Here is a 24,526-nt window from a genome sequence, read left to right as displayed (position 1 = left end):
TCAAATGCCCCAGCTTTGACATTTGCGATCTATGGTTTTGCGCGCCACGCCCAAACGGCGGGCGGCCTCAGCGCGATTGCCGTGACAGGCATCCAGAACGGTCAGAATATGGCGCTGCTCCACCGCAGCGAGGCTGTCCATGTCATGCAGATCGGCGCTTTGGCCGAGGGCTGTGTCAAAATCACCGTGAATGAGGGCGCGCTCCACCGTGTTGCGAAGCTCCATGACATTGCCCGGCCAGCTATGGGACAAAAAGCGGCGGCGGGCCGTCGTGGACAGCGCGGGCAAAGTAGCGCTCATGCGCTTTGCCAGATTTTCAGAGAAAAAGGAGACAAGCTCCAGAATATCTTCGACCCGCTCACGCAGGGGCGGCAGCACGATCTCAACCACGGTGAGCAGGTAGAAAAGATCGGTGCGAAAGCCGAACGTGTTGGTGATCTCTGCCAAGGGACGTGTGGTGGAGCTGATGATCCGCACGTCCAACTCCACACTGCGCCGTGCGCCCAGCGGGCTGAAACGCCCGGTGCTGAGAAGCTCGCTCAGGATATTCTGGCACCCGGGCGAAAGCTTTTCGACATCTTCGAGATAGAGCGCGCCGCCCGCCGCGCTGAGCAACATACCCTCCTTGCCTTGGAACGCGTCGCCGGTTTCGGGGTCCAGCCTGCCAAAGAGCCGCTCCTGAAAGGTTTTTTCTGTCATCCCGTAACATTGGAGCCAGACGAAGGGATTGTCCGCGCGCGCCGAGGCGGCGTGCAACATGCGGGCTGCGACCTGTTTGCCTGATCCGACCTCCCCGCGAATGACGACATGGGCATAGGATTGCGCCGCGCGCTCGATAACCTCGCGGACATGGCTGATCTCGGGCGAGCTTCCGACAAGCGCATTGCGGTGCTTGAGGTGATCCTTGTGCAGCTCAAGTTCGTGGCGCAGCACCATGTTCTGGCGTCTGAGGCGGGCGCGCTCCAACGAATGGGCAATCGCGTTGAGCACCTGATTGGAGCGGAAGGGCTTCACCAGAAAATCGCTGGCCCCCGCTCTGATGGCTTGGATCGCGGTATCAAGATCAGCGTGGGCGGTGATCAGGATGGCGTCGCTGAAAAGGCCGATCTGGCGTTGCTCCGCCAACCAATCAAGCCCGCATTTGTCGGGCATGATGTTGTCCAGAACGATGACATCATAGCTGTTTGCGTCCAGAAGCTTGGATGCCTCTTCGGTGTGCTCGGTCACATCGACTTTGGCGCAAAACCCGTCCAGCACCTTCTTTAGAAAGTTGCGCATGCCGGGCTCGTCATCGACAACCAGCACTCTTGCGCCCGTCAATGCCTGAGCATACCCGTCTGAGATGCCGGTCTTTCCGGTCTTTTGTGGGGTGTCTGGGCGGTCACTGGCAATGATGGACATGGCGGACCGTTACGGCTGTGGGGTGACGAAGGGACGCTTGCCCGCGTCGTGCTGTGTTGGGCACAAGACTGGCGGCTTGGGGTGTGCGGAAATCATCCTTTGAAACGCTGGCCATGGTTATTGTCCTCTAACCGCTGACCCCATGCTAAGGGATCACCGTGACACATGGCAACTTTTTGCTGTTTTCGCGTCCTTAGAACCGATTGGAGCGCGCCACACGGCGGTGCAAGGCGCTACTCAGCCAGATGGCACGCCACGCGCGTATCACCAAGCAGACGCATCGCGGGCCGTTTCTGCCTGCAAATATCCGTGGCAATCGGGCAGCGTGGATTGAACGCGCAGCCCGGCGGCGGGTTGATCGGATCGGGGATTTCACCCTCAGGCAGGGTCGCCTCACGGCCAAACCCGTCCATTCTGGGCGCGGCTTCGAGCAGCATTTTGGTATAGGGGTGCTTGGTGTTGGCGAAGAGATCCTCGGGGCTTGCCTCCTCCACCAATCGGCCAAGATAGAGCACGCCGATACGGTCCGCCATATGCTGAACCACGGTCAGATCGTGGCTGATCAGCACATAGGTCAGGCCGAAATCATCCTTGAGATCGCTCATCAAATTCAGGACTTGCGCTTGCACCGAGACATCAAGGGCCGATGTAGGCTCGTCGCACACGATCAGCTTGGGCTCGGATGAGAGCGCGCGGGCTATGCAAATGCGTTGCCTCTGCCCGCCCGAAAACTCATGTGGGAATTTACCTGCATCAAGCGGTGAGAGCCCCACCTGCTCCAGCAGCTTTTCGGCAAGCCCTTTTGCGTCGCCGCCCCGCGCGACTACAGGCTCCACAATAATGTCGCGCACCCGCCAGCGCGGGTTGAGCGAGGCAAAAGGGTCTTGGAAAATCATCTGAATGTCGGAGCGGATGACGTCGACCTTACCCGCATCCGTCTCGGTGGCGAGGTTCACGCCGTTGATCTCGACCGTGCCTTCCGAGGGGGTCAAGAGCCCGACCAACATGCGACCAATGGTGGATTTACCGGACCCGCTTTCACCGACCAACGCATAAGTGCTGCGCGCGGCCACGTCGAAATCCACGTCCGAGACAGCCGTCAGAAATGCCTTTGGCCGCCGCTCAATCACCCGGTTGAGCCATGGCTTGGAGACGTCAAAAACGCGGGTCAGGTTCTTTACGGAAATCAGCGCCATTAAGATACCTTCTCGGACAGTAGTGGGAACCAGCATGCTGCGTGCCCGTCCGAGATTTGCGGGGAGGGGGCCGCGCGGCATTTGTCTTGCGCATATCCACATCGCGGGTTGAACGGGCACCCTTCGGGCACATTGTTCAGCCGTGGCATCGCGCCTTCAATCTGGTGAAGCCGCGCCTTGCCTTTTGATGCCAGCGGGGTCGAAGCCATGAGGCCGCTTGTGTAGGGGTGTTGCGGCTGGGTCAGCACGTCGCGCACCGCGCCAATCTCGGCCAGCCGTCCGGCATACATGACCGCGACGCGGTCCGCGGCCTCCGCAATGACGCCCATATCATGGGTGATCAGCATCACGGCGGTGCCACGGTCGCGGCAGAGCCGTTTCAGCAGGGCAATGATCTGCGCCTGCACCGAGACATCAAGCGCGGTTGTCGGCTCATCCGCGATGATCAGCGACGGCTCTGCACACAGGGCCAGCGCGATAACGACCCGCTGGCGCATCCCGCCGCTGAACTCATGCGGATAGCTGCCGATGCGCTGGGCGGCTCCGGGGATGCCCACCTCTTCAAGCGCCTCTACGGCGCGGCGCTCGGCCTCCGCGCGGTTGATCGCGAGGTGGGTGAGCATGGTCTCGGTCAGCTGATCCCCGATGCTGAGAAGCGGGTTCAGCGAGGTTAGAGGATCTTGAAACACCATGCCGATGTCTTTGCCACGCAGGCTGCGCATGGCCTCGCCCTTGAGCGCATCAATGCGGTTGCCGTTCAACCAGATCTCCCCCGCCGCGATATGCGCAGGCGGGTTCAGAAGGCCGATCACGGCGTTGCCGGCCATTGACTTGCCCGCGCCGCTTTCACCAACGACACCGAGGATTTCGCCTGCATGAATGTCGTAGCTCACGCCATCCACCGGCTTCACGATCCCGCTGCGCGTGGGGATCTCAACCGAGAGGTTGCGGATGGACAGGACTGGACCGGACATCAGCGCAGCCTCGGATTGAGCGCGTCGCGCAGCCAATCACCTAGCAAATTCACGCTGAGCGCCAGCATCAGCAGGGTGATGGCGGGAAAGAGCAAAATCCACCATTCGCCGGAGAAGAGGAACCCTTGGCCAATGCGGATCAACGTGCCGAGCGAGGGCTGTGTTGCGGGCGCGCCGACGCCAAGAAAGCTCAGCGTGGCCTCGGCGATAATGGCAAGCGCGAGCGAAATCGTGGCGATGACCAGCACCGGCGACAGGACGTTGGGCAGGATATGGCGCAGCATGATGGCGAAGGGCGAGCGCCCGATCAGACGCGCGGCCTCGACATATTCCTTGCGCTTTTCAACCAGCGTCGCCCCGCGCACGACACGTGCAAACTGCACCCATTCGCTGAGCCCGATGGCGAGGATCAGGACCCAGATCGCCATTTGATTGCGGTATTCCACGGGCGTAAACCCCTTTGCCACACCGAAGATCAGCATGGCCACGAGGATGGATGGAAACGTCAACTGCACATCGGCGGTGCGCATGATGATCGTCTCGGTCCAGCCGCCCACATAGCCCGAAATCAGCCCGAGGGTGATGCCGAGAACCATGGCGAGCAAGACCGCGGCTACGCCCACAAAGAGCGACACGCGCATCCCGTAGAGAATGGTCGAGAACACATCGCGCCCTTGGTCATCGGTGCCCAGCAAGAAGACCTCGCCGGTGAATGCGTTGGGGGCCATTGGCCCGGTGAAGCCGTTCATCAGGTTGAGAGATGCGGGATCAAACGGGTTGGTCGGTGCGATCCACGGGGCAAAGAGGGCGGCAAGGATCAAGATGCTGACCACAATGGCCGACACGACCGCAACGGGGGATTTACGAAACGCGTAGTAGATGTCGCTGTCTAGGAATACGCGCAGCCGCGATTTCTCCACCGTCTTTGCGGGAGGTTCTGCTGGTATATCTGTCATCAGTGGCCCTTTGCCCGATCAACGCGCAAGCGCGGATCGATGAAGAAATAGAGAATGTCCACGATCAGGTTGATCGCGACGAACATGACCGAGATCAGCATCAGGTAGGCAGCCATGACGGGGATATCGACGAACTGAACCGCGTTGATGAAGAGCAGACCCACGCCGGGCCATTGAAACACTGTCTCGGTGATGATCGCGAACGCAATGATCGCGCCCAGTTGCAGGCCGATGACGGTGATGACGGGTACCATCGTGTTTTTCAGCGCATGGCGGAAGTTGATCGCCCGGTCCTTCAGCCCTCGGGCGCGGGCAAAGCGGATATAGTCCTGGCGCAAAACCTCCAGCATCTCAGAGCGCACCAGCCGCATGATTAGCGTCATCTGGTAAAGCCCAAGGGTGATGGACGGCAGGATCAGCGCCTTGAGGCCCGAGGCGGTCAGAAGTCCGGTGGACCAGTTGCCGATCTGGACCGTCTCGCCCCGGCCAAAACTGGGCAGCCAGCCAAGCTCGACCGAGAAGATGTAGATCAAAAGGATACCGATCAGGAACGTGGGCAGCGAGACCCCGATGAGCGACGCGGACATGATGAAATTGGACACGAACCCATCGCGCCGGATCGCGGTGAACACGCCGAAAGCGATGCCAAAGATAATGGCCAGCACGCCCGACACGGCGGCAAGTTCCAGCGTGGCGGGCGCGCGCTCCAGCAAGATGTCGGCCACGGGGCGCCCTTGCCGGTAGCTCACCCCGAAATTGCCCTGCAAGGCCCCTTCGAGGAATTTGTAATATTGCACGATGAAGGGCTGATCGAGACCAAGCTGGATGCGCAGCCGCTCAATATCCGCGGCTGTGCGCTCCTGCCCCAGCATGTTGTCGATGGGATCGCCCACGAAGGTGAACATCGAAAAGGCCGCAAGCCCTACGATCAGCAGGACAAGGACGGATTGCGCGACGCGGCGGATGATGTAGGCCAGCATAGTGATGATTGCCCCAATAGCCGACCGCACAGGGTGGTCTCGCAGGTGAATTTCGTGGCGAAGGGTCTGGCGCGGCGCTTATATCTCGGGCGCGCCTCTCACAAACATGACCCTCGGGGTGGCGGCGCGCCCTGTCTCAGGCGCGCCGCAGCTTTGGGTCAGTTCATGGTGAAATGTTTGACCTTTGGCTGATCCTCGGGATCGACCTCAATGCCTACTTTTTCGGACATGCCCCAGTTCAGCACCTGGTGGTGAACCGGAATGTAGAGCTGTTCGTCCTGCACGATCCGCCAGATTTTGGCGATATCGGCGTTGCGCGCCTCAAGATCGGTGTTCGATGCCAGTGATTTGATCATCGTGTCGAGGTCCGGGTTGGAATATCCGGTGCCATTCCATGTGCCGATATCGTCTTCGCGCGTATGCACGAGGAAGTTGAAGACATATTCGGAATCGTAGGTCGGCACGCCCCAGCCCAGCATGTAGAAATCTGTCTGGCTGTCGGTGATCAATGGGAAGTGCTGCGCCTTTGGCTTGGCATCAAGATTGACCGTGACGCCGATTTGACCCAGCATACCCACGGCGGCCTGACAGATGCCTTCGTCGTTCACATAGCGGTCATTGGGGCAATCCAGACGGATCGAAAACCCATCCGCATACCCGGCTTCGGCCAGAAGCGCCTTGGCCCCTTCGATATCGGTGGCGGATTCCGCGTCCATCTCGGCGGTCCAGCCGTTGACGAATGGCGGCGCGATCATGCCTGCGGGCTTGCTTTGGCCGCGCATCACGACTTGCTGGATCGCATCGCGGTTGATGGCCATCGACATCGCCTTGCGCACGCGCACATCTGCCAGAGGGTTGGCCCCGTCGACATTGTCGGCCTCGATATCATCGGCCCCTTGGTTCATGCCAAAGAAGATCACGCGGTTTTGTGGCGCTTGCTTTACCACAAGACCCTCGACCGCGTTCACACGCTCAAGATCCTGCACGGGCATGTCTTGGAGGAAATCCACCTCGCCCGACAGCATCGCGGCCACACGGGTCGCGGCGTTCTGGATTGGTGTGTAGACGATCTCGGTCACTTCCATCGGGAACTGATCGATGCCCCAATAGGCGTCGTTGCGTGTCATGACCGTTTTCACATCCGGCTCGCGGCTTTGCAGCACGTAAGGGCCGGTGCCGTTGGCGTTTGTGGTGGCGAATGTGATCTCGCCGCCTTCAAAATCCTGCACATCAACGGTGCCGTTTGCCTCGGTCCATGTCTTGTCCATGATAAAGAGGTTGGTCAGGTTCGATGGCAGAATGGGGTTTGGACCGTCTGTCACCATCTCAACCGTGAAGTCATCCACGGCGCGCACTTCGGTGATGGAGCCGATCAGCTCTTTCATGTCCGAATTGGGTTGTTTGGCGCGCTCGAAGCTGAAGACCACGTCTTCGGCGGTAAAGGCCGCGCCATCGTGGAAGGTCACCCCCTCACGCAGATTGAAAACCCACACATTGGGATCATCGGCCTTGGGGGCCCAATCGGTGGCAAGGGCGGCCTCGAAAGCGCCGGTGACGTCGCGGATGATCAAAGGCTCATACATCTGGTGACGTATGGTGTGGGTGGGCCCTTCGTTCTGGGCATGCGGATCAAGTGTCAGCGCATCACCCGCCCGCGCCCAGCGCAGCGTTTCCGCGCTCACTGGGGCGGCTGTGGCGAGCAGCATGGCTGTTATGGTAAGTGCCATCGTCGATTTCATGTGCATTCTCCCGCGTGTTTGTTTGATTTGGGCGCAGTTTGAGCGAGATAGGCACGCTTTGCAAGAACCTGTCGATTGACCTTACGGCAGGCAAAAATGTGATTTTTTCAGGCAAAACCCGCCGCTTTCAGGCTCAACTCCTTAATATACGGACAGGCCGCGATATGCGAATGATGGCTTGCGTGGGTTTTGAAAGGGTGCGCGCAGGTGCGTATGCCCAAATAAACAGCAGTATTCCATTTGCGGGTTTATTTGAAGACACCAAGTCTAACGGCTCGCCGTATTTGCAGAGGTGTCAGAATGCCATCTTAGCCGGCATGTCCAGCGAGGCTACCGAGTGCGTAACTCTGTGAAAAAGATAAATTCACCGGCTGTCGCCTGTCTGGGCTGTAGACAAAGATACCACCTCAAAATGGGTGGCAGCGTTCCGGGGCAGGCGTCCCGCCCCGGCTTTTGCGCATGGCCATGCCAGCTCCTGTGGCCTCACCCGGCTAGCCTTGGGTGGCCATCTCGATCCCGTTGAACCACGGTGGGTTTGTCTCAATCCCACTCACTGCGTGGATGCGGTAATGGGCGAAGGGTTGTAGCGGGGTGGCGGGCAAGGTAACGACACCTCCCGACATCATATCCGCCCAGCTCACAGGGGCCGACAGGGTCAGCCACGGTCCCGTGGGGTCATTCGCCGCGCGGATCACGGTTTTGATGGTGGTGGTATGATTGGCCGAAAATTGCAGGCGGAATTCGCTAATTTGCTGCGGCTCGACCAGGTCGAACTGGATGTGCCGCCCGCTTTGGTCGGTGCCGTTTGACCAGACATGCTGTCCCATCGTGCCGTCGACAAGCCTTTGCAGATTGCCCCCTGATGTATTCGCGAGGTTCCATGTGGCTGAAACGGTGATGTTTGGCCTGCGGTCGCCGATGCAGTAGGGCCCGTCAAAACGGACATCATTACCGGGCAGATGCACGCGCCCTGTGGCGGCCTCTGTCCGCAGCGCGGTGGTGAAGGTTGTGCCATCAGCGCTGACTTTGATTCCGAAATCATCGGTGCCGGTGGTGCCCATTTCAGCGCGGCCCGAGAAGCCGGTCTGGAACAGGAGGCTGGCCGTATCCGTGAGTGCCGCTTTGTTCACCTTCACTTGATGGCCAGCGCCCGCATGGGTCAAAAGCACCGCGTCCGAGGCCACGGCAAGCCGGTTCACCGCATCGGCTGTGGTTTGTACGCCGACCTGATCGAGGTTTTGCATGTCACCGCCGCCCGCCGCACCCCACGTGGCCCCATCAAAGACAAGCTGTGTGCCTGTGTCCTGCACAAAGGTCAGCCAGCCTGCGTGCGGCATAAGGAAAACCCAAGCGCCGCCCTCATATATCGCCAATGTCCCTTCGGGTTGCCCGGACCACAGCCCTGTCGCCGCCGCGGGCACGAGATAGCGTGCGCCCTCTATGCTGGCTGGTGGTGACGTGACGGTGGCCGAGAGCACGGCCAGATGCACCAGTGCATCGAGCCTGCGCACGCCCTCATTATGGGTGACGTGTTTTTGCGCTTGCGCGGGCTGAATGTAGGGCAGGCCGAGATGGGTGGAGCTGTCGGTAAATGCGGACATGGGTAGACCTCCTTGAGGACGTTACAAAACAGGCCCGAACCTTGCTTTGAGAGGTGACAAAGCCCTTACAGCACCGCGCGTTACCTGCGTCCTTTGGACGTGAGGTCGGCGAGTGTCTTGCCTTTTGCCCCATGCAGGCGGAGGGCCTGAAGCCCCTTGTGGTCAGAAGACATTTATCGACTGCGGGGCCGCGTAAACCCTTCGTTAACCTTTTGTCTTAAGGATGGTTAATCGAACGTACGTACACCCATGGGTTGAATATCTGCACCCGAAAGCATGGTCGATAATGTGCTGAACACCCTTATCGACCATGCCTTTCGACACTTTAAGCGGGACATGGTCTATGCATTTGAGTGAAGTGAAAATCATCGATGCCCTTGTTGAGCGGCTGCGATCCCGGACCGCTGTCATCGGGGTTTTGGGGATGGGGTATGTTGGCCAACCGCTGGCGCTGCGCTTTGCCAGCCTTGGTTACAAAGTGCTTGGGTTCGATATCGACGTCGAGAAGGTCGATGCCCTCAACGCGGGCCATTCCGGGATTGAGCATATTGAGGACGCGGCCGTGGCGCGCGCCAATGAGGCGGGGATGGTCTTCACCTGCGATATGGCGCGCGCGCATGAGGCCGACGCGCTGATCCTTTGCGTGCCGACGCCGCTCAACAAATACCGCGAGCCTGATCTGAGCTATGTCACAGGCACCATGGATGCGGTCGCACCCTATCTGCGCGTGGGGCAGGTCATCTCGCTCGAAAGCACCACATATCCCGGCACCACCGAGGAGGAGCTTTTGCCGCGTATCAACGCCGCCGGGCTGCGTGTCGGGCGCGACGTGTTCCTCGTCTATTCGCCCGAACGCGAAGACCCCGGCAACGCCCAGTTCAACACCAGTTCCATCCCCAAGATCGTAGGTGGGCACACGCCTGACTGCCTTGTGGCGGGGGAGGCGCTTTATGGGCAGGCCATTGACCGGATCGTCGCCGTCAGCTCCACACGCACCGCAGAGATGACGAAGCTTTTGGAGAACATCCACCGCTCGGTGAATATCGGCCTCGCCAATGAGATGAAGACCGTGGCCGACCGGATGGGCATCGACATTTTCGAGGTGATCGACGCCGCGGCGACCAAGCCCTTTGGCTTCACCCCCTTCTATCCCGGCCCCGGTCTGGGCGGGCACTGCATCCCCATCGATCCGTTCTATCTTACGTGGAAGGCGCGCGAATACGGGCTGCACACACGGTTTATTGAGCTTTCGGGCGAGATCAACGGCGCTATGCCCGAATATGTGTTCGGCAAGCTGGGCCGCGCGCTCAACGAGCATGGCAAGGCAATGAAAGGCGCGCGCATTCTTGTTCTCGGCATTGCCTACAAGAAGAACGTGGATGACATGCGCGAAAGCCCGGCTGTGCGGATCATGGAGCTTATCCGCGCTTCGGGGGCCGAGGTGGCCTATACCGACCCGCATGTGCCGGTTTTCCCGAAGATGCGCCAACATACGTTTGATCTGACCAGTGTGCCGCTCACGCCCGAGGTACTGGCGGGCTTTGACGCGGTCGTGCTGACCACGGATCACGCGAAGTTCGACTATGACATGATCCACACCAATGCGCGGCTCATCATCGACACGCGCGGTGTGTTTCGCGCCGTGGCTGACCACATCGTGAAGGCCTGATAGGGTGAAGCGTTTTGCCCTTATCGGTGCCGCCGGGTACATCGCGCCGCGCCATATGAAGGCCATCAAAGACACTCGCAATACGCTCATCGCGGCGATGGATATCAACGACTCGGTGGGTATCCTCGACAGCTTCTTCCCCGACGCGCGGTTCTTCCCCGAATTTGCGCAGTTCGGGGCCTTTGCTGATGCTGAGCGGGGGGCTGGGCGCGGGCTCGATTACATCGCCATCGCATCGCCGAATTATCTGCACGATGCGCATATGCGCTTTGCCTTGCGCGCAGGTGCCGATGCGATCTGCGAGAAACCTCTGGTGCTTCAGCCCGACGATATCGACACCCTGACCGCGCTGGAGCGCGACACAGGCCATGCCATCCACACCATCCTGCAATTGCGCCTGCACCCGGCCATCATCGCCTTACGCGACCGTGTGGCCAGGATGCCTGCGGGCCGGAAGATGGAGGTGGATCTGACCTACATCACCGCGCGCGGAAGCTGGTATCTGCAAAGCTGGAAGGGTGCGCCTGAGAAATCCGGCGGGATCGCCACCAATATCGGTGTGCATTTCTACGATATGCTGCATTTTGTTTTTGGCGGGGTGCAAGAAAACACCGTGCATCTGAACACGCCCGTGAAGGCCGCAGGCTATCTGGAATATACGCATGCCCGCGTGCGCTGGTTTTTGTCTTTGGACGTCAATGACGTGCCCGATGCCGAGCGCGCCATTGGCAAGCGCACCCATCGCGCGGTCGAGGTGGATGGCGAGAGTATCGAGTTCTCCGAGGGGTTCACCGAGCTGCACACCCGGATCTATGAAGACGTGCTTGCCGGGCGCGGCTTTGGCGTCGAGGAGAACCGCGTGGCGATTGAGACCGTGGCGCATATCCGCACCGCGCCCTTGGCCCCTGTGGGCGATCTTGCCCATCCGTTCGTGCCGCGCTGATATGGGGTATTTCCAACATCCCAGCGCCATCGTCGATGACGGCGCGCAGATCGGACCGGGCAGCCGGGTCTGGCATTTCGTGCATGTCTGTGCCGGGGCACAAATCGGCAAGGACGTGTCATTGGGGCAGGGTGTCTTCGTCGGCAACAAGGCCGTCATCGGCGATCAGTGCAAGGTGCAAAACAATGTCTCTATCTATGACAACGTGACCTTGGAAGAGGGTGTCTTTTGTGGCCCCTCCATGGTCTTCACGAATGTCCACAACCCCAGAAGCCTGATCGCGCGGCCGCATGAATACCGCGATACGCGCATTCAGCGTGGGGCGACGCTTGGGGCGAATTGCACGATTGTTTGCGGTGTGACGATCGGCCAATTCGCCTTCGTCGGTGCCGGTGCCGTTGTGACCCGCGATGTTGCGGACTTCGCGCTTGTCGCCGGCGTGCCTGCGCGCCAGATGGGTTGGATGAGCGCCCATGGGGATCGTCTCGACCTGCCGCTGCAAGGCTCTGCACAGGCGGTTTGCCCGCAGACGGGCGAGATATACCACCTTGAGGACGGCTGCGTCCACCGCGAGGCCGCGCCATGATCCCCTTCATTAACCTCGCCGCACAGCAAGACCGCTTGCGCCCCGAGATCGAGGCAGGCATCGCCCGCGTTCTGGCGCATGGTCAGTATATCCTTGGTCCCGAGGTGGAAGAGCTGGAAGAGCGGTTGGCGGCCTATTCGGGGGCGGCCCATTGCATCACCTGTGCCAATGGCACCGACGCGCTTCAGATTGCCCTCATGGCGCTGGGCGTGGGGCCGGGCGACGAGGTGATCACGCCAGGGTTCAGCTATATCGCTACCGCTGAGGCCGCCGTGCTTCTCGGTGCCAAAGTGGTCTATGTCGACATTGATCCTGTGTCCTACACCATGGACCCTGCGTGTCTTGAGGCGGCTATAACGCCGCGTACGCGGGCGATCATACCCGTCTCGCTCTACGGCCATCCCGCTGATTTTGACGCGATCAACGCGATTGCCGCGCGCCACGGCCTGCCGGTGATCGAGGATGCGGCACAAAGTTTCGGCAGCACCTATAAAGGGCGCAAGTCGGGCAACCTCTCGACCATCGCCTGCACCAGTTTCTTTCCCTCAAAGCCGCTTGGATGCTACGGCGATGGTGGCGCGATTTTCACTTCCGATCCGGCGCTGGCAAAGGCGTTGCGCCAGATTGCGCGGCATGGGCAAGAGGCGCGTTATCACCACACCCGTCTCGGCGTGAACTCACGGCTCGATACGTTGCAAGCCGCTATTTTGCTGCCTAAGCTGGCCATTTTGGACGCGGAGATTGCCGCGCGTCAGCGCATCGCAGACACCTACAGTGCGGCATTTTCAGGCTCTAATATAGCCCAACTGCCCCGAATTGCGCCGGGCATCCAAAGCGCATGGGCGCAATACACCCTGCGTGTGTCTGACCGTGCGAGGCTTCAGGCGCGGATGACGGCTGCGGGCGTTTCTTTCGCCGTCTATTACCCCCTGCCGCTCAACCGTCAGCCGTCTGTCGCTAACCCGCGTGCGGACCTGCCCCATGGGGACCGCGCGAGCCTTGAGGTGATCAGCCTGCCGATGAGCGCCTATCTCATCTCCGAGCATCAGGCGCATGTGATCGATATTTTGCGCCACGCCATGCCGCCCCTGACCGAGACGCGAACACAGCAGGGATGCCCTTCATGATTTGCAGGATTTGCAGCGCTGCCAATGCCCGCGCTCTGGAGGAGGTCGCGTTCTTTGAGGATTTTTCCACCACCATCTATGACTGCCCTGCGTGCGGCAGCCGCTTCGCGCCGAGCGCGCCTGATCTTTACGAGAGCTTTCACGCCAATGCGGCCCATTACTATGTCTTGCGGATGCGCGCATGGAACGCCCGCGCCCGCGCGCTGATAGACCAAGGCGACACGGCAGGGCTGCGCCGCGCGGCGGCGGGCTTCCACTTCGCCATGCCTCAGATCATCGACACGCTGAACATGGCCAACGCCCGCTCGGTTTTGGAAGCGGGCTGCGCATGGGGATATAACGGCGCTTATTTCATCCAGACGGGGCATGACTATCTTGGTGTGGATATCTCGCAAACCGCTGTGGATCAGGCGCGCGGCACCTTTGGCGACAGGTTCTGCACCGTGGATGATCCGCGTTACGCCGCGCACACGCCGTTTGATGCGGCCTTCCATCTTGGCACAATCGGTTGCGTAGAAAAGCCCATAGAGTTCACCCACCAGATCCTAGACGCGGTCAAACCGGGCGGTGTTTTGATGTTCAACGCGCCCTGTCTGGAGCAATGCGCGCAGCTGGATAGCCCGTGGATCTGGGGCGCGTGCCCGCCCGATCTTGTGACGCTCTTCAGCGAGGATTTTTGGCATAAAACCTTCTCTGATGTGGCCCATGTCGAGACAAAACTCATCTGGAGCACGCCGGTGCAGAGCGCCCGCTTGCGTCTGGCGCGCCGCAAAAGCCGCCAGCCCTATCGCGGGCGCATTTTGGAGCCGGTGGGTGGGCATAGCTTTGCAGCAGGCAGCCGCGCAAAGGCGGTTTTGCGCCACGTCGCGCAGGTGCTGCCCGTGCCGTTTGTGGCCCCGGTGGTCAACGCGTTTGGCGTGATCGTGACGATGACGAAAAGGCCTGAGACGTGCAGAGTCTGACCCATATGCGCAACAGCCTGCGTGCCAGCCGTTATATCCGGGACACGCGCACCAACGCTTTGGGGCTTGGGCTTGCCGCGCTCATTCCGCTTCTGGCCACGCCGATCCTGTCGCGCCTCTACAGCCCGGCCGAGTTTGGCCTTTTCGGCATATTCTTCGCGGCCACAGCGATAACATCCGGTGTCGGTTCGGGCAAATACGAGGTGGCCATCATCCTCAATGAGGCGCCGTTGCAAGCGCTGGAGACGGCGATGGCTGGCGTTGCCGTGTCGCTCGTCACGGTCGCGATTTGCGTCCTGGCGGTGCTTTTCTGGGGCGGCGTGCAGACCGTGCTGCCACTTGAGATTGCCCTGCTCGCGCCGCTGGCGATCTTGCTGATGATCCAGTTCAACATCGCGCTCAATTGTGCAATCCGTGCGCGGCTTTTCTTCGCGCTGAACGTGGCGCGCGCTCTGATGGCGGGGGCGGGGGCCTTTGGGATGGTGTTTCTGGGGCTCTTGGGTTGGGGTGCCAAGGGGCTGGCTTTGGGTCTCATCGCGGGGCAATGCGTCGGGCTTATCGCCTTGCTTGTCGCGGAGGGGCGTATCTATGGCGCGTCGCTGCCCGATCTGGGCTGGCGCGGAGTGCTCCAGCAGATGCGCCGCTTTCGAGATTATCCCAAATTCGCGGTCCTGTCTGATTTGGCCAATGCCATGGCGCTCTGGCTGCCGTTTTTCGTGCTGCCCGCAGTCTATGGCGCGGCTGCGGCGGGCTTTTTGTTGATGTTTCAGCGGGTCTGGTCGGCTTCCGCCATCATTGGCAAGGGCATGGGAGAGACATTTCGGCAAAAGGCGGCAGAGGATCTGGCGCGAGATGGCAATTTTCGCAGTGTCTACAGGGCGACATTCTGGGCCATGCTGGCTGTGGCCGTGCCTGCGTGGCTCATTCTGGTGCTGGCCGCGCCCGGCCTTTTCGCTGTGATGCTCGGGGAGGAATGGCGCGAGGCGGGCGTCTATGGGCAGATCCTCGCCACGTTGGTCTGTGTGCAGTTCATCGCCTCGCCCCTCGGCTGGGCTGTCTATATCGTCGAGCGGTTGCGCTATAATATGGTCTGGCAGTGGTCCTTGCTGCTGCTCTACCTCGCCGCCTTCGCCATCGGCACCACGTTTTTTGACGCGCGCGGTGCACTGGCGCTTTATGCGGCGACGGGCGCGATCATGTATGCGGTTTATCTGGGCATTTCTTACCGCATGTCCGCTGGCATCAGCCCTGCGGTGAAAACCCCATGAGGTTGACCGTCTCCCTGCCAGCGCACCGCTTTGCGCCGCTGGACTGGGCCGTGCGGACGGTGCTTGAGGAGGTGCTCGGCCTGCCCATTAAGGTAGAGTGTACGGACAGGCCAGACATCATTCTGTCGGCTGAGGGGCGCGAGATACGCCTGCATTCGTGCTTTCCCGATCTGGACGCTCCGCGCGAGGCATGGGCAAGCCAGATGCCGCAGATCCCTCTGAAGGTTCTGGAGAGGGGCAATCTGCCTGTGCTCTTCGGCGCGCCAGTTATCACCCGCGAAGAGACCCGAACAACCTGCGAGGTGGATATCTTCGGTGCGATCTTCTTCATGCTCTCGCGGTTTGAGGAGGTCGTCCTCCCCGACCGCGACGGGCATGACCGCTTTCCCGCTGCCGCTGCATTGGCGGGGCGTGAGGGGTTTCTCCAGCGCCCGATTGTGGACGAATACGCGGCACTGCTTTTTTCCTTGATGCAGGAACACTGGCCGCAGATGAGGCGGCGCGTACGCGAGGGCAGAACCCGCATCAGCTGCGATGTGGATCAGCCTTTCGACCGTGTGGGGCGCAATCCGAAGGCCCTTATCCGTGGGTTGGGAGGTGATCTGCTGCGCCGCAAAAGCCCCCGCACCGCCGCGCGCCGCGCGCTGAATTTCTGGACCCATGGCAGCGGCGATCACCGGCATGATCCGTTCTACACGTTTGATTGGTACATGGACGTATGTGAGCAAAACGGCCACCGGGCGGCATTTTATTTCATCCCTGATCACTCGGGCGGCGCGATTGACGGCGATTACGACATCTCCGACCTTCGTATCTTGCGCCTGATGCAGAGCATCCACGCGCGCGGCCATGAGATCGGGATGCATGGCAGTTTCAACACCTACCAAGACCCCGGCCAGATCCGCCATGAGCGCACACGCCTGACCGAGGCTCTGGCGCGCGCCGGGCTGGAGGTTGAGATATTGGGCAATCGTCAGCATTATCTGCGCTGGGATAGTGCACAGACCCCCGACCATCTTGAGGCTTGCGGCTTTGCCTATGACACGAGCGGCGCATTTCCTGACCGCCCCGGCTTTCGCTATGGCACGAGCCAGCCCTTCGCGATGTGGAGCTGGACGAAGCGCGCCCCGCTTAAATTGCGACAACACCCTCTGGTGTTGATGGAATGCTCGGTCCTCTCGCCCGGCTATCTCGGGATGGGTCATGGGCGCGAGGCGACCGATCTGATGCAATCGCTCAAGCGCGCCGCCCTGCGGCATGGCGGCGATTTCACCCTGCTTTGGCACAACAGCCACCTTCTGACCAAGGCGGACCGGGCCTGTTTCCGCTCCCTCGTGCAGACATGACCCGCCGCGAGCCAGCCCTGCGCTATGGCCTCTTGGCGTTTCTCGTTGCCACGTCGATTGGCTTCGCCTCCGTCAATGCGACCAGCCTTGCTGTGATCCCTGTCATACGCACGATGGCACTTGGCGCATTGGCGCTTTGTGCGGCGCTTCTATTGCAGCGCCGCGTGATCCGGCGCGATACGCTGTCGGCGCTCGGGCTGATCGTGGGGGTCTACCTGATTGGCGTGACGCGGGGCCTTGGCAATCTGGGCAGCATTGATTTTCTACCGCTTGTGGCGCCGTCGTTTGTTCTGGTGTCCATTGGTGCGCTCGTGTTGACCAACCCGGCGGGTGCTGTGTCCCAAAGGAGCGCCGCCAAGCTCTTCGTCGGGCTATCGCTTCTTGTGCTGGCCTTTCATCTGGCGACAGGCGGGCTGGTTCTGGCCTATCCGCCCCGGTTTGAATTTGAGCTGGAAACGACCACCGGATCGCTTCTTCTCTACAGTCAGGGGATCAGCAAATTTTATGGTCTCTCTGCAATTTTGTCGTTCTGGCTCGTCCTGAACGCGCGTAGTGTCCGCGCCCGCATTCCCTTGGTCGGGTGCTTTGCGGTGTTCATCGCGCTGGCCCTTCTGGGGGGCGGGCGTGGGGATTTTCTGGCGGCCATGGCGGTGATCGTGATGATGAGCCTCGCGGGCGGTCCGGGGCGCAAGATGATGGGCGCGGTTCTGGTTGGTGTTTTCTATTTCGGGGGCGTCTGGCTGATGGCGTATTTCAGCCATGACTTCATTGCGCTGGAGCGGCTTTGGATCGTCTTTCAGGGCCTGTCCTTCTCCGAACGCGATATCCTTTTTGCCGAGGCGGTCGATCTCGTACTGAGCGACACATCGTGCTTACTGATCGGCTGCGGCTACACATATTTTCAGGTCCATTACGGATATGAGTATGCGATGTATCCGCACAATATCGTGCTGGAGGCGCTGATCACATGGGGTGTGCCGCTGATGCTGGCGCTCTTCGCGCTTGTCTTGCGGGGCCTTGCGCATAGCGACCGCACAAGCCCAGCCTTCTGGGCAGGGGTATTTTTCTTTCTCATCGCGCTCAAAAGCGGTGATCTCTTTACCGCATGGTATGCGCTGGCCTTTGTTTTTGCCCTTGCGGGGGTTGGCTTGGCCTCGCTCATGGCTGATTTTGAGCGGGGTCCCATCTCAGGGCAGGAGCGTCTGGGATGAGGCCGCAAATCATTCATTTTACCACCGTGCATGCGCGCACCGACACGCGCATCCGTCTCAAGCAGACGGCGACCCTCGCGCGCGGGCTAAACGCGGATGTGAGCCTTTATGTGCAAGACGGCCTGGGGGATGATCTGGGCGCGGATGGCGTGCGCGTAGTCGATACGGGCCCGCGCCCCAAGGGCCGCGTCAGCCGGATGACCAAAAGCGCGTGGCGCATGATCCGCGCTGTGCACGCGGTGCGGCCCACCATTGCGCATTTCCATGACCCTGAGCTTCTGCCATGGGCGATCTTGCTACGTCTGTTGGGGGTCAGGGTGATCTACGACGTGCATGAAGATGCGCCCGCCACCGTGCGCGCCAAGGCCTATCTGCCCGCGCTGCTGCGCCGCCCGCTTGCTGCTCTCGTGCGCGTGGCTGAGCGGATGGCCGATGTGGCGTGCAGCGCCATCGTCCCGGCCACCCCGCGCATCGCTGCTGGCTTTGGACCACAGGCTGTTTTGGTGCAAAACTTCCCGCTGCGTGGTGAGCTGCTGGTGGATACGCCCGTGGCCTATTCCGGGCGGCCTGCACATTTTGCCTATGTCGGCGGCATCACCGCGATCCGCAGCGCGCGCGAGATGGTTGAGGCCACCGCCCACGTGCCTCATGCCCGGCTCCAGATGGCCGGGGCCTTCATGCCCGCAGATCTTCAGGCGGAAATCACCGCGCTTCCTAGCTGGAACAGGGTCGATTTTCACGGCTGGGCCGGGCGCAATGCGGTGGCTGATATTCTGTCGCGGGCGCGCGCCGGGCTGGTGCTTTTCCACCCCCTGCCCAATCATGCCCGGTCCCAGCCCAACAAGCTTTTTGAGTATATGGCCGCGGGCCTGCCCGTGATTGCCTCTGACTTTCCGCTCTGGCGCGAGATTATTGAGGGCGCGGACTGCGGCCTGCTGGTCGACCCAAAAGACCCCGCTGATATTGCCGCCGCGATGCAGTGGATACTTGATCACCCGGATGCGGCTGAGGTGATGGGTGCGCGGGGCCGCCGCGCGGTGGAAGAGCATTACAATTGGGATGCCGAAGGCGCGAAGCTGGTCGCACTCTACGAGCGGCTTTTGCATCTGCCTCCAAGGGAGACACAGCCATGAAAGTTGCGACCATCGTTGGCGCCCGTCCGCAATTCATCAAGGCCAGTGTGGTCTCTGCGGCGTTCGCGCGGCATGGCGTGGACGAGCGGATCATCCATACCGGACAGCATTTTGATGCCAATATGTCGGATGTGTTCTTCGATGAGCTGCAAATCCCGCGCCCGCACCTGCATCTTGGCATTGGTGGCGGCACCCACGGGCAGAACACGGGCCGCATGATCGAGGCGATTGAGGCCGCATTGACGGAGATGGCTCCGGATTGGGTGCTAGTCTACGGCGATACGGATTCCACCCTCGCGGCGGCCATTGCCGCGTCCAAGCTCCACATCCCGCTCGCCCATGTGGAGGCCGGGCTGCGCAGCTTTAACAAGCGGATGCCGGAAGAGATCAATCGCATCCTGACCGATCATTGTGCATCGCTTCTTTTCACGCCGACCGCAGCCGCCACGCAGACCCTTCTCACTGAAGGGATGCGCCCTGAGGGCATTGTGGAATGTGGCGATGTGATGCTGGATGCGGCGCTGCATTTCGGCGCGCGCGTCGCAGAGCTGGGGCAGGGGGCCGCGCGTCATGGTCTTGTGCCGGGGGGCTATGTCCTAGCCACTGTCCACCGGCAGGAAAACACGGATGATACCGCCCGTCTCAGCGCCATTCTCGATGGACTGGGCCAAGTTGCACAGACCCTCCCGGTGCTGCTGCCCATGCACCCAAGGACGCGGGCGCGCATCAAGGTGGCGCACCTTTTCGACAAGCTTGAGCGGCTCTGTCTCACAGAGCCATTGGGCTATCTAGATATGGTTGGGCTGGAGCGTGACGCGGCCGTGATTGCCACGGATTCGGGTGGCATGCAGAAGGAGGCGTTTTTTCACAAAGTGCCCTGCATCACCTTGCGTGACGAGACAGAATGGAGCGAGTTGATCACCGCCGGGTGGAACACGCTCGTGCCGCCACAAAATGGCCCGATGATTGCTGCGGCCATCCTCGCCGCGCGTGGGCGCTTTGGTGAGGACATGGCCCCTTATGGCACGGGTGATGCAGCAGAGATGGTTGTGCGCAGCCTTCTTGATGCAACCCGATAAAGCCCCCGTGAGCAACATCTGGATCATCAATTTCCACAGCGCCACGCCCGAGACAGGTATGCCCGGACGGCATCACTATCTGGCGCGCGAGCTTGTGCGGCTGGGCCACGAGGTGACAGTGATTGCCGCGCGCGCGCAGCACCTCTTGCGCGCGGATATCGTGGCACAAACTCTGCCTGCGGACGAGAGGATCGAGGGGTATCGCTTCATTCGGATCGCTGTGCCGCGCTATGCCCATGCCCATGACAAGCGCCGGATGATCGCGGCGGCGGTTTTCTCGATGCGTTTGCCGGGCCTGCGTCACCGCCTTGGCGCGCGCCCCGATACGGTGCTCGTCTCTTCGCCTGATCTTATGAGCTATCTGGGGGCCGAGCGTCTGGCGCGGGCTTGCGGTGCAAAGCTGGTCTTTGAAGTGCGCGATATCTGGCCGCTCAGCCTGATTGAGATTGGCGGCGTCTCTCCGCGTCATCCTTTCATGCGGCTTCTGCAATGGATCGAGGATCGTGCCTACATGCGCGCTGATAAGGCCCTCTCAAACCTGCCCGGCGCGGTCGAGCATATGGTTGCGCGCGGCATGGAACGCGCAAAATTTACATGGGTCTCCAATGGCGTGGACCTTGCCGAGGTAGAGGCGCCTGCGCCACTCGATCCGCATATCGCCGTGCAAATTCCGCAAGCCGGGTTGCGGATTGTTTACACGGGCGCTCTGGGGATGGCCAATGCGCTGGGCACATTGATCGAGTCGGCGGCACTGCTGAAAGACTTGGACGATGTGCATATCCTGCTCGTGGGGGAGGGCCGGATGCGCGGCGCGCTGGAAGCGCTTTGCCGCGGTCTAGGCGTGACCAACGTTCAGTTCCTCGGATCTATTCCAAAGCCGCAGGTTCATGCGGTGCTACGCGCCTGCGACGCCTGCTATATCGGGCTTACGTCCGATCCGCTCTTTCGCTTTGGCGTTTCTCCGAACAAGCTTTTTGATTACATGGCTTCGGGCACGCCCGTCCTCTATGCGATCGATTCAGGCGCGTTCAACCCTGTGGCCGAACATGACGCGGGGATTGCTCTGCCGCCCGAGGCCCCCGAGGCGCTGGCTGGGGCCATCAGACAGCTTCACGCAATGCCCGAGGCCGAGCGTCAGCGCAGGGGTGCGAACGGGCGGCGCGCGGTGCTGGAGCATTACGATTACGCAAAACTGGCCAAGCGGCTGGAGACGGTTCTTGTCGGGCCGCAACCCTGAACGTCTCAGCTTTCGTAATATGCGGTGTAGGCCCCATAGCTGTCGCCATAGCCATAACGCGCCATGCCTTTTGGGCTGATCTGCGCCAGAACGAGGCCCGAGACACGCAGGTTGACGGCTTCCAACCCGCGCAACCCTTCGCGGACTTGCCTCTGCGAGGTGCTATCCCAACGCACTGTATAGAGGATCGTATCCACATGCTGCCCGATTACGCGTGCGTCGTGCACGGCCAGAATGGGCGGCGTGTCGATGATGATGTAATCATATGCGCTGCGCATCGCCTCCAGAAATGTCTTGAACGCCTCGGATGAAAACGTGTCGGCCGCATTTGCTTTTGCTGCCTCGGCTATAAGGATATCTGCCCCCAGCAGGGGCGTTTGCATCACCGCCTCCTCAAAAGGCACGGCGCCCGAGAGAACCGACAGGATGCCCTTGCGGCCTTTGGTGTCGAAATACTCTGCAAACACGCGCCGCCGCATGTCCCCCTCGATCAGGAGCACGCTTTTGCCAAGCCCTGCGAGGTTCTGCGCCAGCGCCAGAGATTGAAGCGTCTTGCCCTCACCGGGTACCGAGGAGGTGGACATGATGATCTGCGGTGGGGTGTCCAGATCTGACAGAAGCACCGAGGTGCGCAGATTGCGGATCGCCTCTGCCGCAGCTGAGGTGGGCTTGTCCGCCAGATATTGGAGCACGGTTTTGCGTTTGCGCGCAGGGATGGCGGGGATCTGACCGAGCACAGGATAGCCGGTCTTGGCCTCAAGATCCTCGGCCAGACGGAAGGTGTTTTGCGAAAATTCGCGCGCCAGAACAAAGACGACTCCCGCGATTGTGCCAAAGATCAGCGATAGCGCGAGGATCAGGATGCGGCGCGGCTCGCTGGGCACTAGCGGCAGGGGGGCCACGCTCAGAACACGGCTATCGGCCTGCTGGATGCCTTGCTGAAGTGTGGTTTCCTTGAGGCGATTGAGGAAGCTTTCATAGATCAGCCGGGTCGCCTCAGCTTCGCGCTCAAGTTGCTCAAGTCGCACCAGATCGGCGGATTGCGTGGCAATATCTGCCTCTTGTGCGGCCACCGATGCGGTGAGGGCCGCAATTTGATTGGCGGCCCGGCTCACGTCGAGGGCAGCGCGCTCTAACACCTGCGCGAAGCGCGCGTCAAATGCGGGGTGGCTGGTGTCGTTCAGGTTTCGCGCGATGCGTGTCAGCACCCTGTCACGGGCTAGCGTTGCCATAGCTTCAGGATCGCCCGCGTCTTGGGCTGCGCGCAGCTCTGCCAGCCTAGCGTTTGCGGTAACTTGCGCTTCTTGGATACTGCCAAGACGGTCGCGCGCCTCTTTCAGCTGTCGGTTGAGACCCGCGAGCGCCTCGGCACTGATCAGATCGCTGTCGGCGTTAAAGTCTTTCACCGCCGCGACGGCCGCCTCCAGATCGGCCTGAAGATCCCCCACCCGCGCGCTCAGCCATGCGGTGGCTGTTTCGGTTGCCTCGAACTTCACCTCGATCTGCTCAAGGATATAAAGCGTTGCCAGCGTATTGGCGATGGCTGCGGATTTCTCGGCGCTCTCGCTTTTGGCGCTGATGCGGAAAACATAGCTTTGCCGCACGTTAGAGACCGTTATCGCCTCGCGCAGCAGGTCGATGACGGCATCCATCTGCGCGCGCGGGTCAAGCGCTTCTTTCGCACTGCCCTGCCCAAGCATACCTTTGACCCAAACAAGGGTGCTGGCGACAGGGCCGTTCTTTACCTGCAATGCCGTGTTGAATTCCGGGTCGCGCATGAGGTCCAGGTTCAACACCAGCTTTTCCAACAAGCCGCGCGCGCGGATCACCTCGACCTCTGTGTTGATCGTGGCCTGATCCCCGGAAAGCCCGCTGACCACGCTTTCGAGATTGACCACCTGCTCTTGCCGACTTTCCAGAACCACAGCCGCGTTGGCGGTGTAAATCGGGGTGGCCACGGCAAAGGCGTAATACCCACCCAGCCCCAAACCGATCAGCGCGGTCAGCAGCACCCAGAGCTTGCCCCGCCAGATGGTCCGCAGCATATCGGTCAGATTGATCTCGCCCTTGTCATCCTCAGGCTGGGGGCTGGCGCGCGAGGCAGTTGGCGCGATATCTTTCATAGGGGTCACTTCGTTAGAAAGCGCGTTTTGGTTGTGCTGTGGAGGCTTTGTAATATCATCGATTGAAATCTTAACAGAAGATGTCTTAACTTTTCCTTTACGGAAGCTGGCTCCTCCGTGCTCTTGCCGCATCTCACCGGCGCTCATCGGTCGAAGGCGACTTTCTGTCACCCATATCTTAAGAGAGGCCCCGCCTTGCGCCGCGCACTCAAATCCCTGTTCTCACGCAGCAAAGTGGATCGGCCCGCATTAGACGGGGCTCGATCCGTTTCTTTCGCATCGCTTGCCCCCTCGCAGCGGGTTTATGCGATTGGCGATGTGCACGGCTGTGCGGATCTTTTGGAGCGACTACTGGAGAGCATTGATGCGGATCTTCGGGCTTTTGGCTCAGATGAGCCGCAACTGATCTTTCTTGGTGACTATGTTGATCGGGGAGAGGCGTCAGACCGTGTTCTGGCACGGCTCTTTGCGCTGAGCCGAGAGAGGCCAGAGGCCGTTCGATGCCTCATGGGCAATCACGAGCGGATGATGCTGGAGTTTCTCGATGATCCTGCCGGGCGTGGAGCGCGTTGGCTTGGCAATGGTGGGCTGCAAACATTGGCGAGTTTTGGCATTGGCGGTCTGGGCGCGCGCCCCGCGCTTGAGGATATGACGCAAGCCTCCGAGGCTCTGGCCGCCGCGATGCCTGAGGGGATGGAGGCATGGCTGCGCGCGCTGCCGCTGATGTGGCGTAGTGGCAATCTGGTCTGCGTTCATGCGGCACTGGACCCGGCTGAGCCGCCCGAGGCGCAAAAGGCAGGCACGCTTCTTTGGGGCCATCCCAAGTTTCTATCTGAGCCGCGCCGTGACGGGCTTTGGGTCGTGCATGGTCATACAATTGTTGAGGAGCCAGAGGCGCGCAGCGGTCGCATCGCCATAGATACGGGCGCTTATCATTCCGGGCGGCTGACGGCGGTGGCGATCAGCGCAGGCCAATGCCGGTTTCTCTGAGCCTA

General features: G+C 60.8%; 20 protein-coding genes. 12 read left to right on the top strand and 8 right to left on the bottom strand.

Features of this window, described 5'->3' with window-relative positions; genetic code table 11:
• The 7 genes from KUD11_RS02940 to KUD11_RS02910 all read right to left on the bottom strand — a co-directional run bounded on the left by KUD11_RS02940 (position 1) and on the right by KUD11_RS02910 (position 8,847).
• A complete protein-coding gene (locus KUD11_RS02940) occupies positions 1-1,401 on the bottom strand; it encodes a sigma-54-dependent transcriptional regulator (protein ID WP_109386740.1) in 1,401 nt (466 codons plus the stop codon).
• Positions 1,402-1,634: 233 nt separating this feature from the next.
• Entirely contained in the window at positions 1,635-2,597 is a 963-nt protein-coding gene (locus tag KUD11_RS02935) for an ABC transporter ATP-binding protein (protein ID WP_109386742.1), read from the bottom strand.
• Positions 2,597-3,571, bottom strand: coding sequence for an ABC transporter ATP-binding protein (locus tag KUD11_RS02930; RefSeq protein WP_109386744.1), 975 nt, complete (start codon positions 3,569-3,571; stop codon positions 2,597-2,599). The genes KUD11_RS02935 and KUD11_RS02930 overlap by 1 nt, the downstream gene beginning before the upstream one ends.
• Complete coding sequence (locus KUD11_RS02925) at positions 3,571-4,527, bottom strand: ABC transporter permease (protein WP_109386746.1); 957 nt, start codon at positions 4,525-4,527, stop codon at positions 3,571-3,573. The genes KUD11_RS02930 and KUD11_RS02925 overlap by 1 nt, the downstream gene beginning before the upstream one ends.
• Positions 4,527-5,507 (bottom strand): ABC transporter permease, encoded by a 981-nt coding sequence (locus KUD11_RS02920; RefSeq protein ID WP_109386748.1) that lies wholly within the window; start codon positions 5,505-5,507, stop codon positions 4,527-4,529. The genes KUD11_RS02925 and KUD11_RS02920 overlap by 1 nt, the downstream gene beginning before the upstream one ends.
• A 158-nt stretch (positions 5,508-5,665) precedes the next feature.
• On the bottom strand, positions 5,666-7,246 hold the full coding sequence (locus KUD11_RS02915) for an ABC transporter substrate-binding protein (protein ID WP_109386750.1): 1,581 nt from the start codon (positions 7,244-7,246) through the stop codon (positions 5,666-5,668).
• A 491-nt stretch (positions 7,247-7,737) separates the two neighbouring features.
• Complete coding sequence (locus KUD11_RS02910) at positions 7,738-8,847, bottom strand: DUF2793 domain-containing protein (protein ID WP_109386752.1); 1,110 nt, start codon at positions 8,845-8,847, stop codon at positions 7,738-7,740.
• A gap of 343 nt (positions 8,848-9,190) precedes the next feature.
• On the opposite strand from KUD11_RS02910, the gene KUD11_RS02905 reads away from it, so the two are divergent.
• The 11 genes from KUD11_RS02905 to KUD11_RS02855 are packed head-to-tail and all read left to right on the top strand — an operon-like array spanning position 9,191 to position 21,408.
• On the top strand, positions 9,191-10,516 hold the full coding sequence (locus tag KUD11_RS02905) for a nucleotide sugar dehydrogenase (RefSeq protein WP_109386754.1): 1,326 nt from the start codon (positions 9,191-9,193) through the stop codon (positions 10,514-10,516).
• Between the two features lie 4 nt (positions 10,517-10,520).
• On the top strand, positions 10,521-11,459 hold the full coding sequence (locus KUD11_RS02900; RefSeq protein ID WP_109386756.1) for a Gfo/Idh/MocA family oxidoreductase: 939 nt from the start codon (positions 10,521-10,523) through the stop codon (positions 11,457-11,459).
• Between the two features lies 1 nt (position 11,460).
• Positions 11,461-12,045, top strand: a complete 585-nt coding sequence (locus KUD11_RS02895; RefSeq protein ID WP_109386758.1) for an acyltransferase — start codon at positions 11,461-11,463, stop codon at positions 12,043-12,045.
• Positions 12,042-13,172, top strand: a complete 1,131-nt coding sequence (locus KUD11_RS02890) for a DegT/DnrJ/EryC1/StrS family aminotransferase (protein WP_109386760.1) — start codon at positions 12,042-12,044, stop codon at positions 13,170-13,172. The genes KUD11_RS02895 and KUD11_RS02890 overlap by 4 nt, the downstream gene beginning before the upstream one ends.
• Positions 13,160-14,134 carry a class I SAM-dependent methyltransferase gene (locus KUD11_RS02885; RefSeq protein WP_109386762.1) on the top strand — a complete coding sequence of 325 codons (975 nt, stop codon included), beginning with the start codon at positions 13,160-13,162 and terminating at the stop codon, positions 14,132-14,134. The genes KUD11_RS02890 and KUD11_RS02885 overlap by 13 nt, the downstream gene beginning before the upstream one ends.
• Positions 14,122-15,402: an oligosaccharide flippase family protein gene (locus tag KUD11_RS02880; protein ID WP_146190864.1), complete on the top strand. Its 1,281-nt coding sequence runs from the start codon at positions 14,122-14,124 to the stop codon at positions 15,400-15,402. Before KUD11_RS02885 ends, KUD11_RS02880 begins: the two co-directional genes overlap by 13 nt.
• Entirely contained in the window at positions 15,399-16,748 is a 1,350-nt protein-coding gene (locus KUD11_RS02875) for a polysaccharide deacetylase family protein (RefSeq protein ID WP_146190865.1), read from the top strand. Before KUD11_RS02880 ends, KUD11_RS02875 begins: the two co-directional genes overlap by 4 nt.
• Complete coding sequence (locus tag KUD11_RS02870; RefSeq protein ID WP_109386768.1) at positions 16,745-17,959, top strand: hypothetical protein; 1,215 nt, start codon at positions 16,745-16,747, stop codon at positions 17,957-17,959. Before KUD11_RS02875 ends, KUD11_RS02870 begins: the two co-directional genes overlap by 4 nt.
• The gene (locus KUD11_RS02865) at positions 17,956-19,092 is read left to right on the top strand and encodes a glycosyltransferase (protein WP_109386770.1); all 1,137 of its coding nucleotides are present in this window, start codon (positions 17,956-17,958) and stop codon (positions 19,090-19,092) included. Before KUD11_RS02870 ends, KUD11_RS02865 begins: the two co-directional genes overlap by 4 nt.
• Positions 19,089-20,171: a non-hydrolyzing UDP-N-acetylglucosamine 2-epimerase gene (gene wecB, locus KUD11_RS02860; protein ID WP_109386772.1), complete on the top strand. Its 1,083-nt coding sequence runs from the start codon at positions 19,089-19,091 to the stop codon at positions 20,169-20,171. The genes KUD11_RS02865 and wecB overlap by 4 nt, the downstream gene beginning before the upstream one ends.
• Positions 20,158-21,408 carry a glycosyltransferase family 4 protein gene (locus KUD11_RS02855; protein WP_109386774.1) on the top strand — a complete coding sequence of 417 codons (1,251 nt, stop codon included), beginning with the start codon at positions 20,158-20,160 and terminating at the stop codon, positions 21,406-21,408. Before wecB ends, KUD11_RS02855 begins: the two co-directional genes overlap by 14 nt.
• A 5-nt stretch (positions 21,409-21,413) precedes the next feature.
• Here the strand turns inward: KUD11_RS02855 and KUD11_RS02850 are convergent, their stop codons facing one another.
• Positions 21,414-23,531 (bottom strand): GumC family protein, encoded by a 2,118-nt coding sequence (locus KUD11_RS02850; RefSeq protein ID WP_109386776.1) that lies wholly within the window; start codon positions 23,529-23,531, stop codon positions 21,414-21,416.
• A 195-nt stretch (positions 23,532-23,726) separates the two neighbouring features.
• Between KUD11_RS02850 and KUD11_RS02845 the strand changes: the two genes are divergently transcribed.
• Complete coding sequence (locus KUD11_RS02845; protein ID WP_224380140.1) at positions 23,727-24,521, top strand: metallophosphoesterase family protein; 795 nt, start codon at positions 23,727-23,729, stop codon at positions 24,519-24,521.
• Positions 24,522-24,526 lie beyond the last annotated feature (5 nt).

Origin of the sequence: Roseovarius carneus (genome assembly GCF_020141465.1) — a bacterium.
In the GTDB taxonomy this organism is placed as follows: Bacteria; Pseudomonadota; Alphaproteobacteria; order Rhodobacterales; family Rhodobacteraceae; genus Roseovarius; species Roseovarius carneus.
This window is presented reverse-complemented; position numbering and strand designations above follow the sequence as displayed.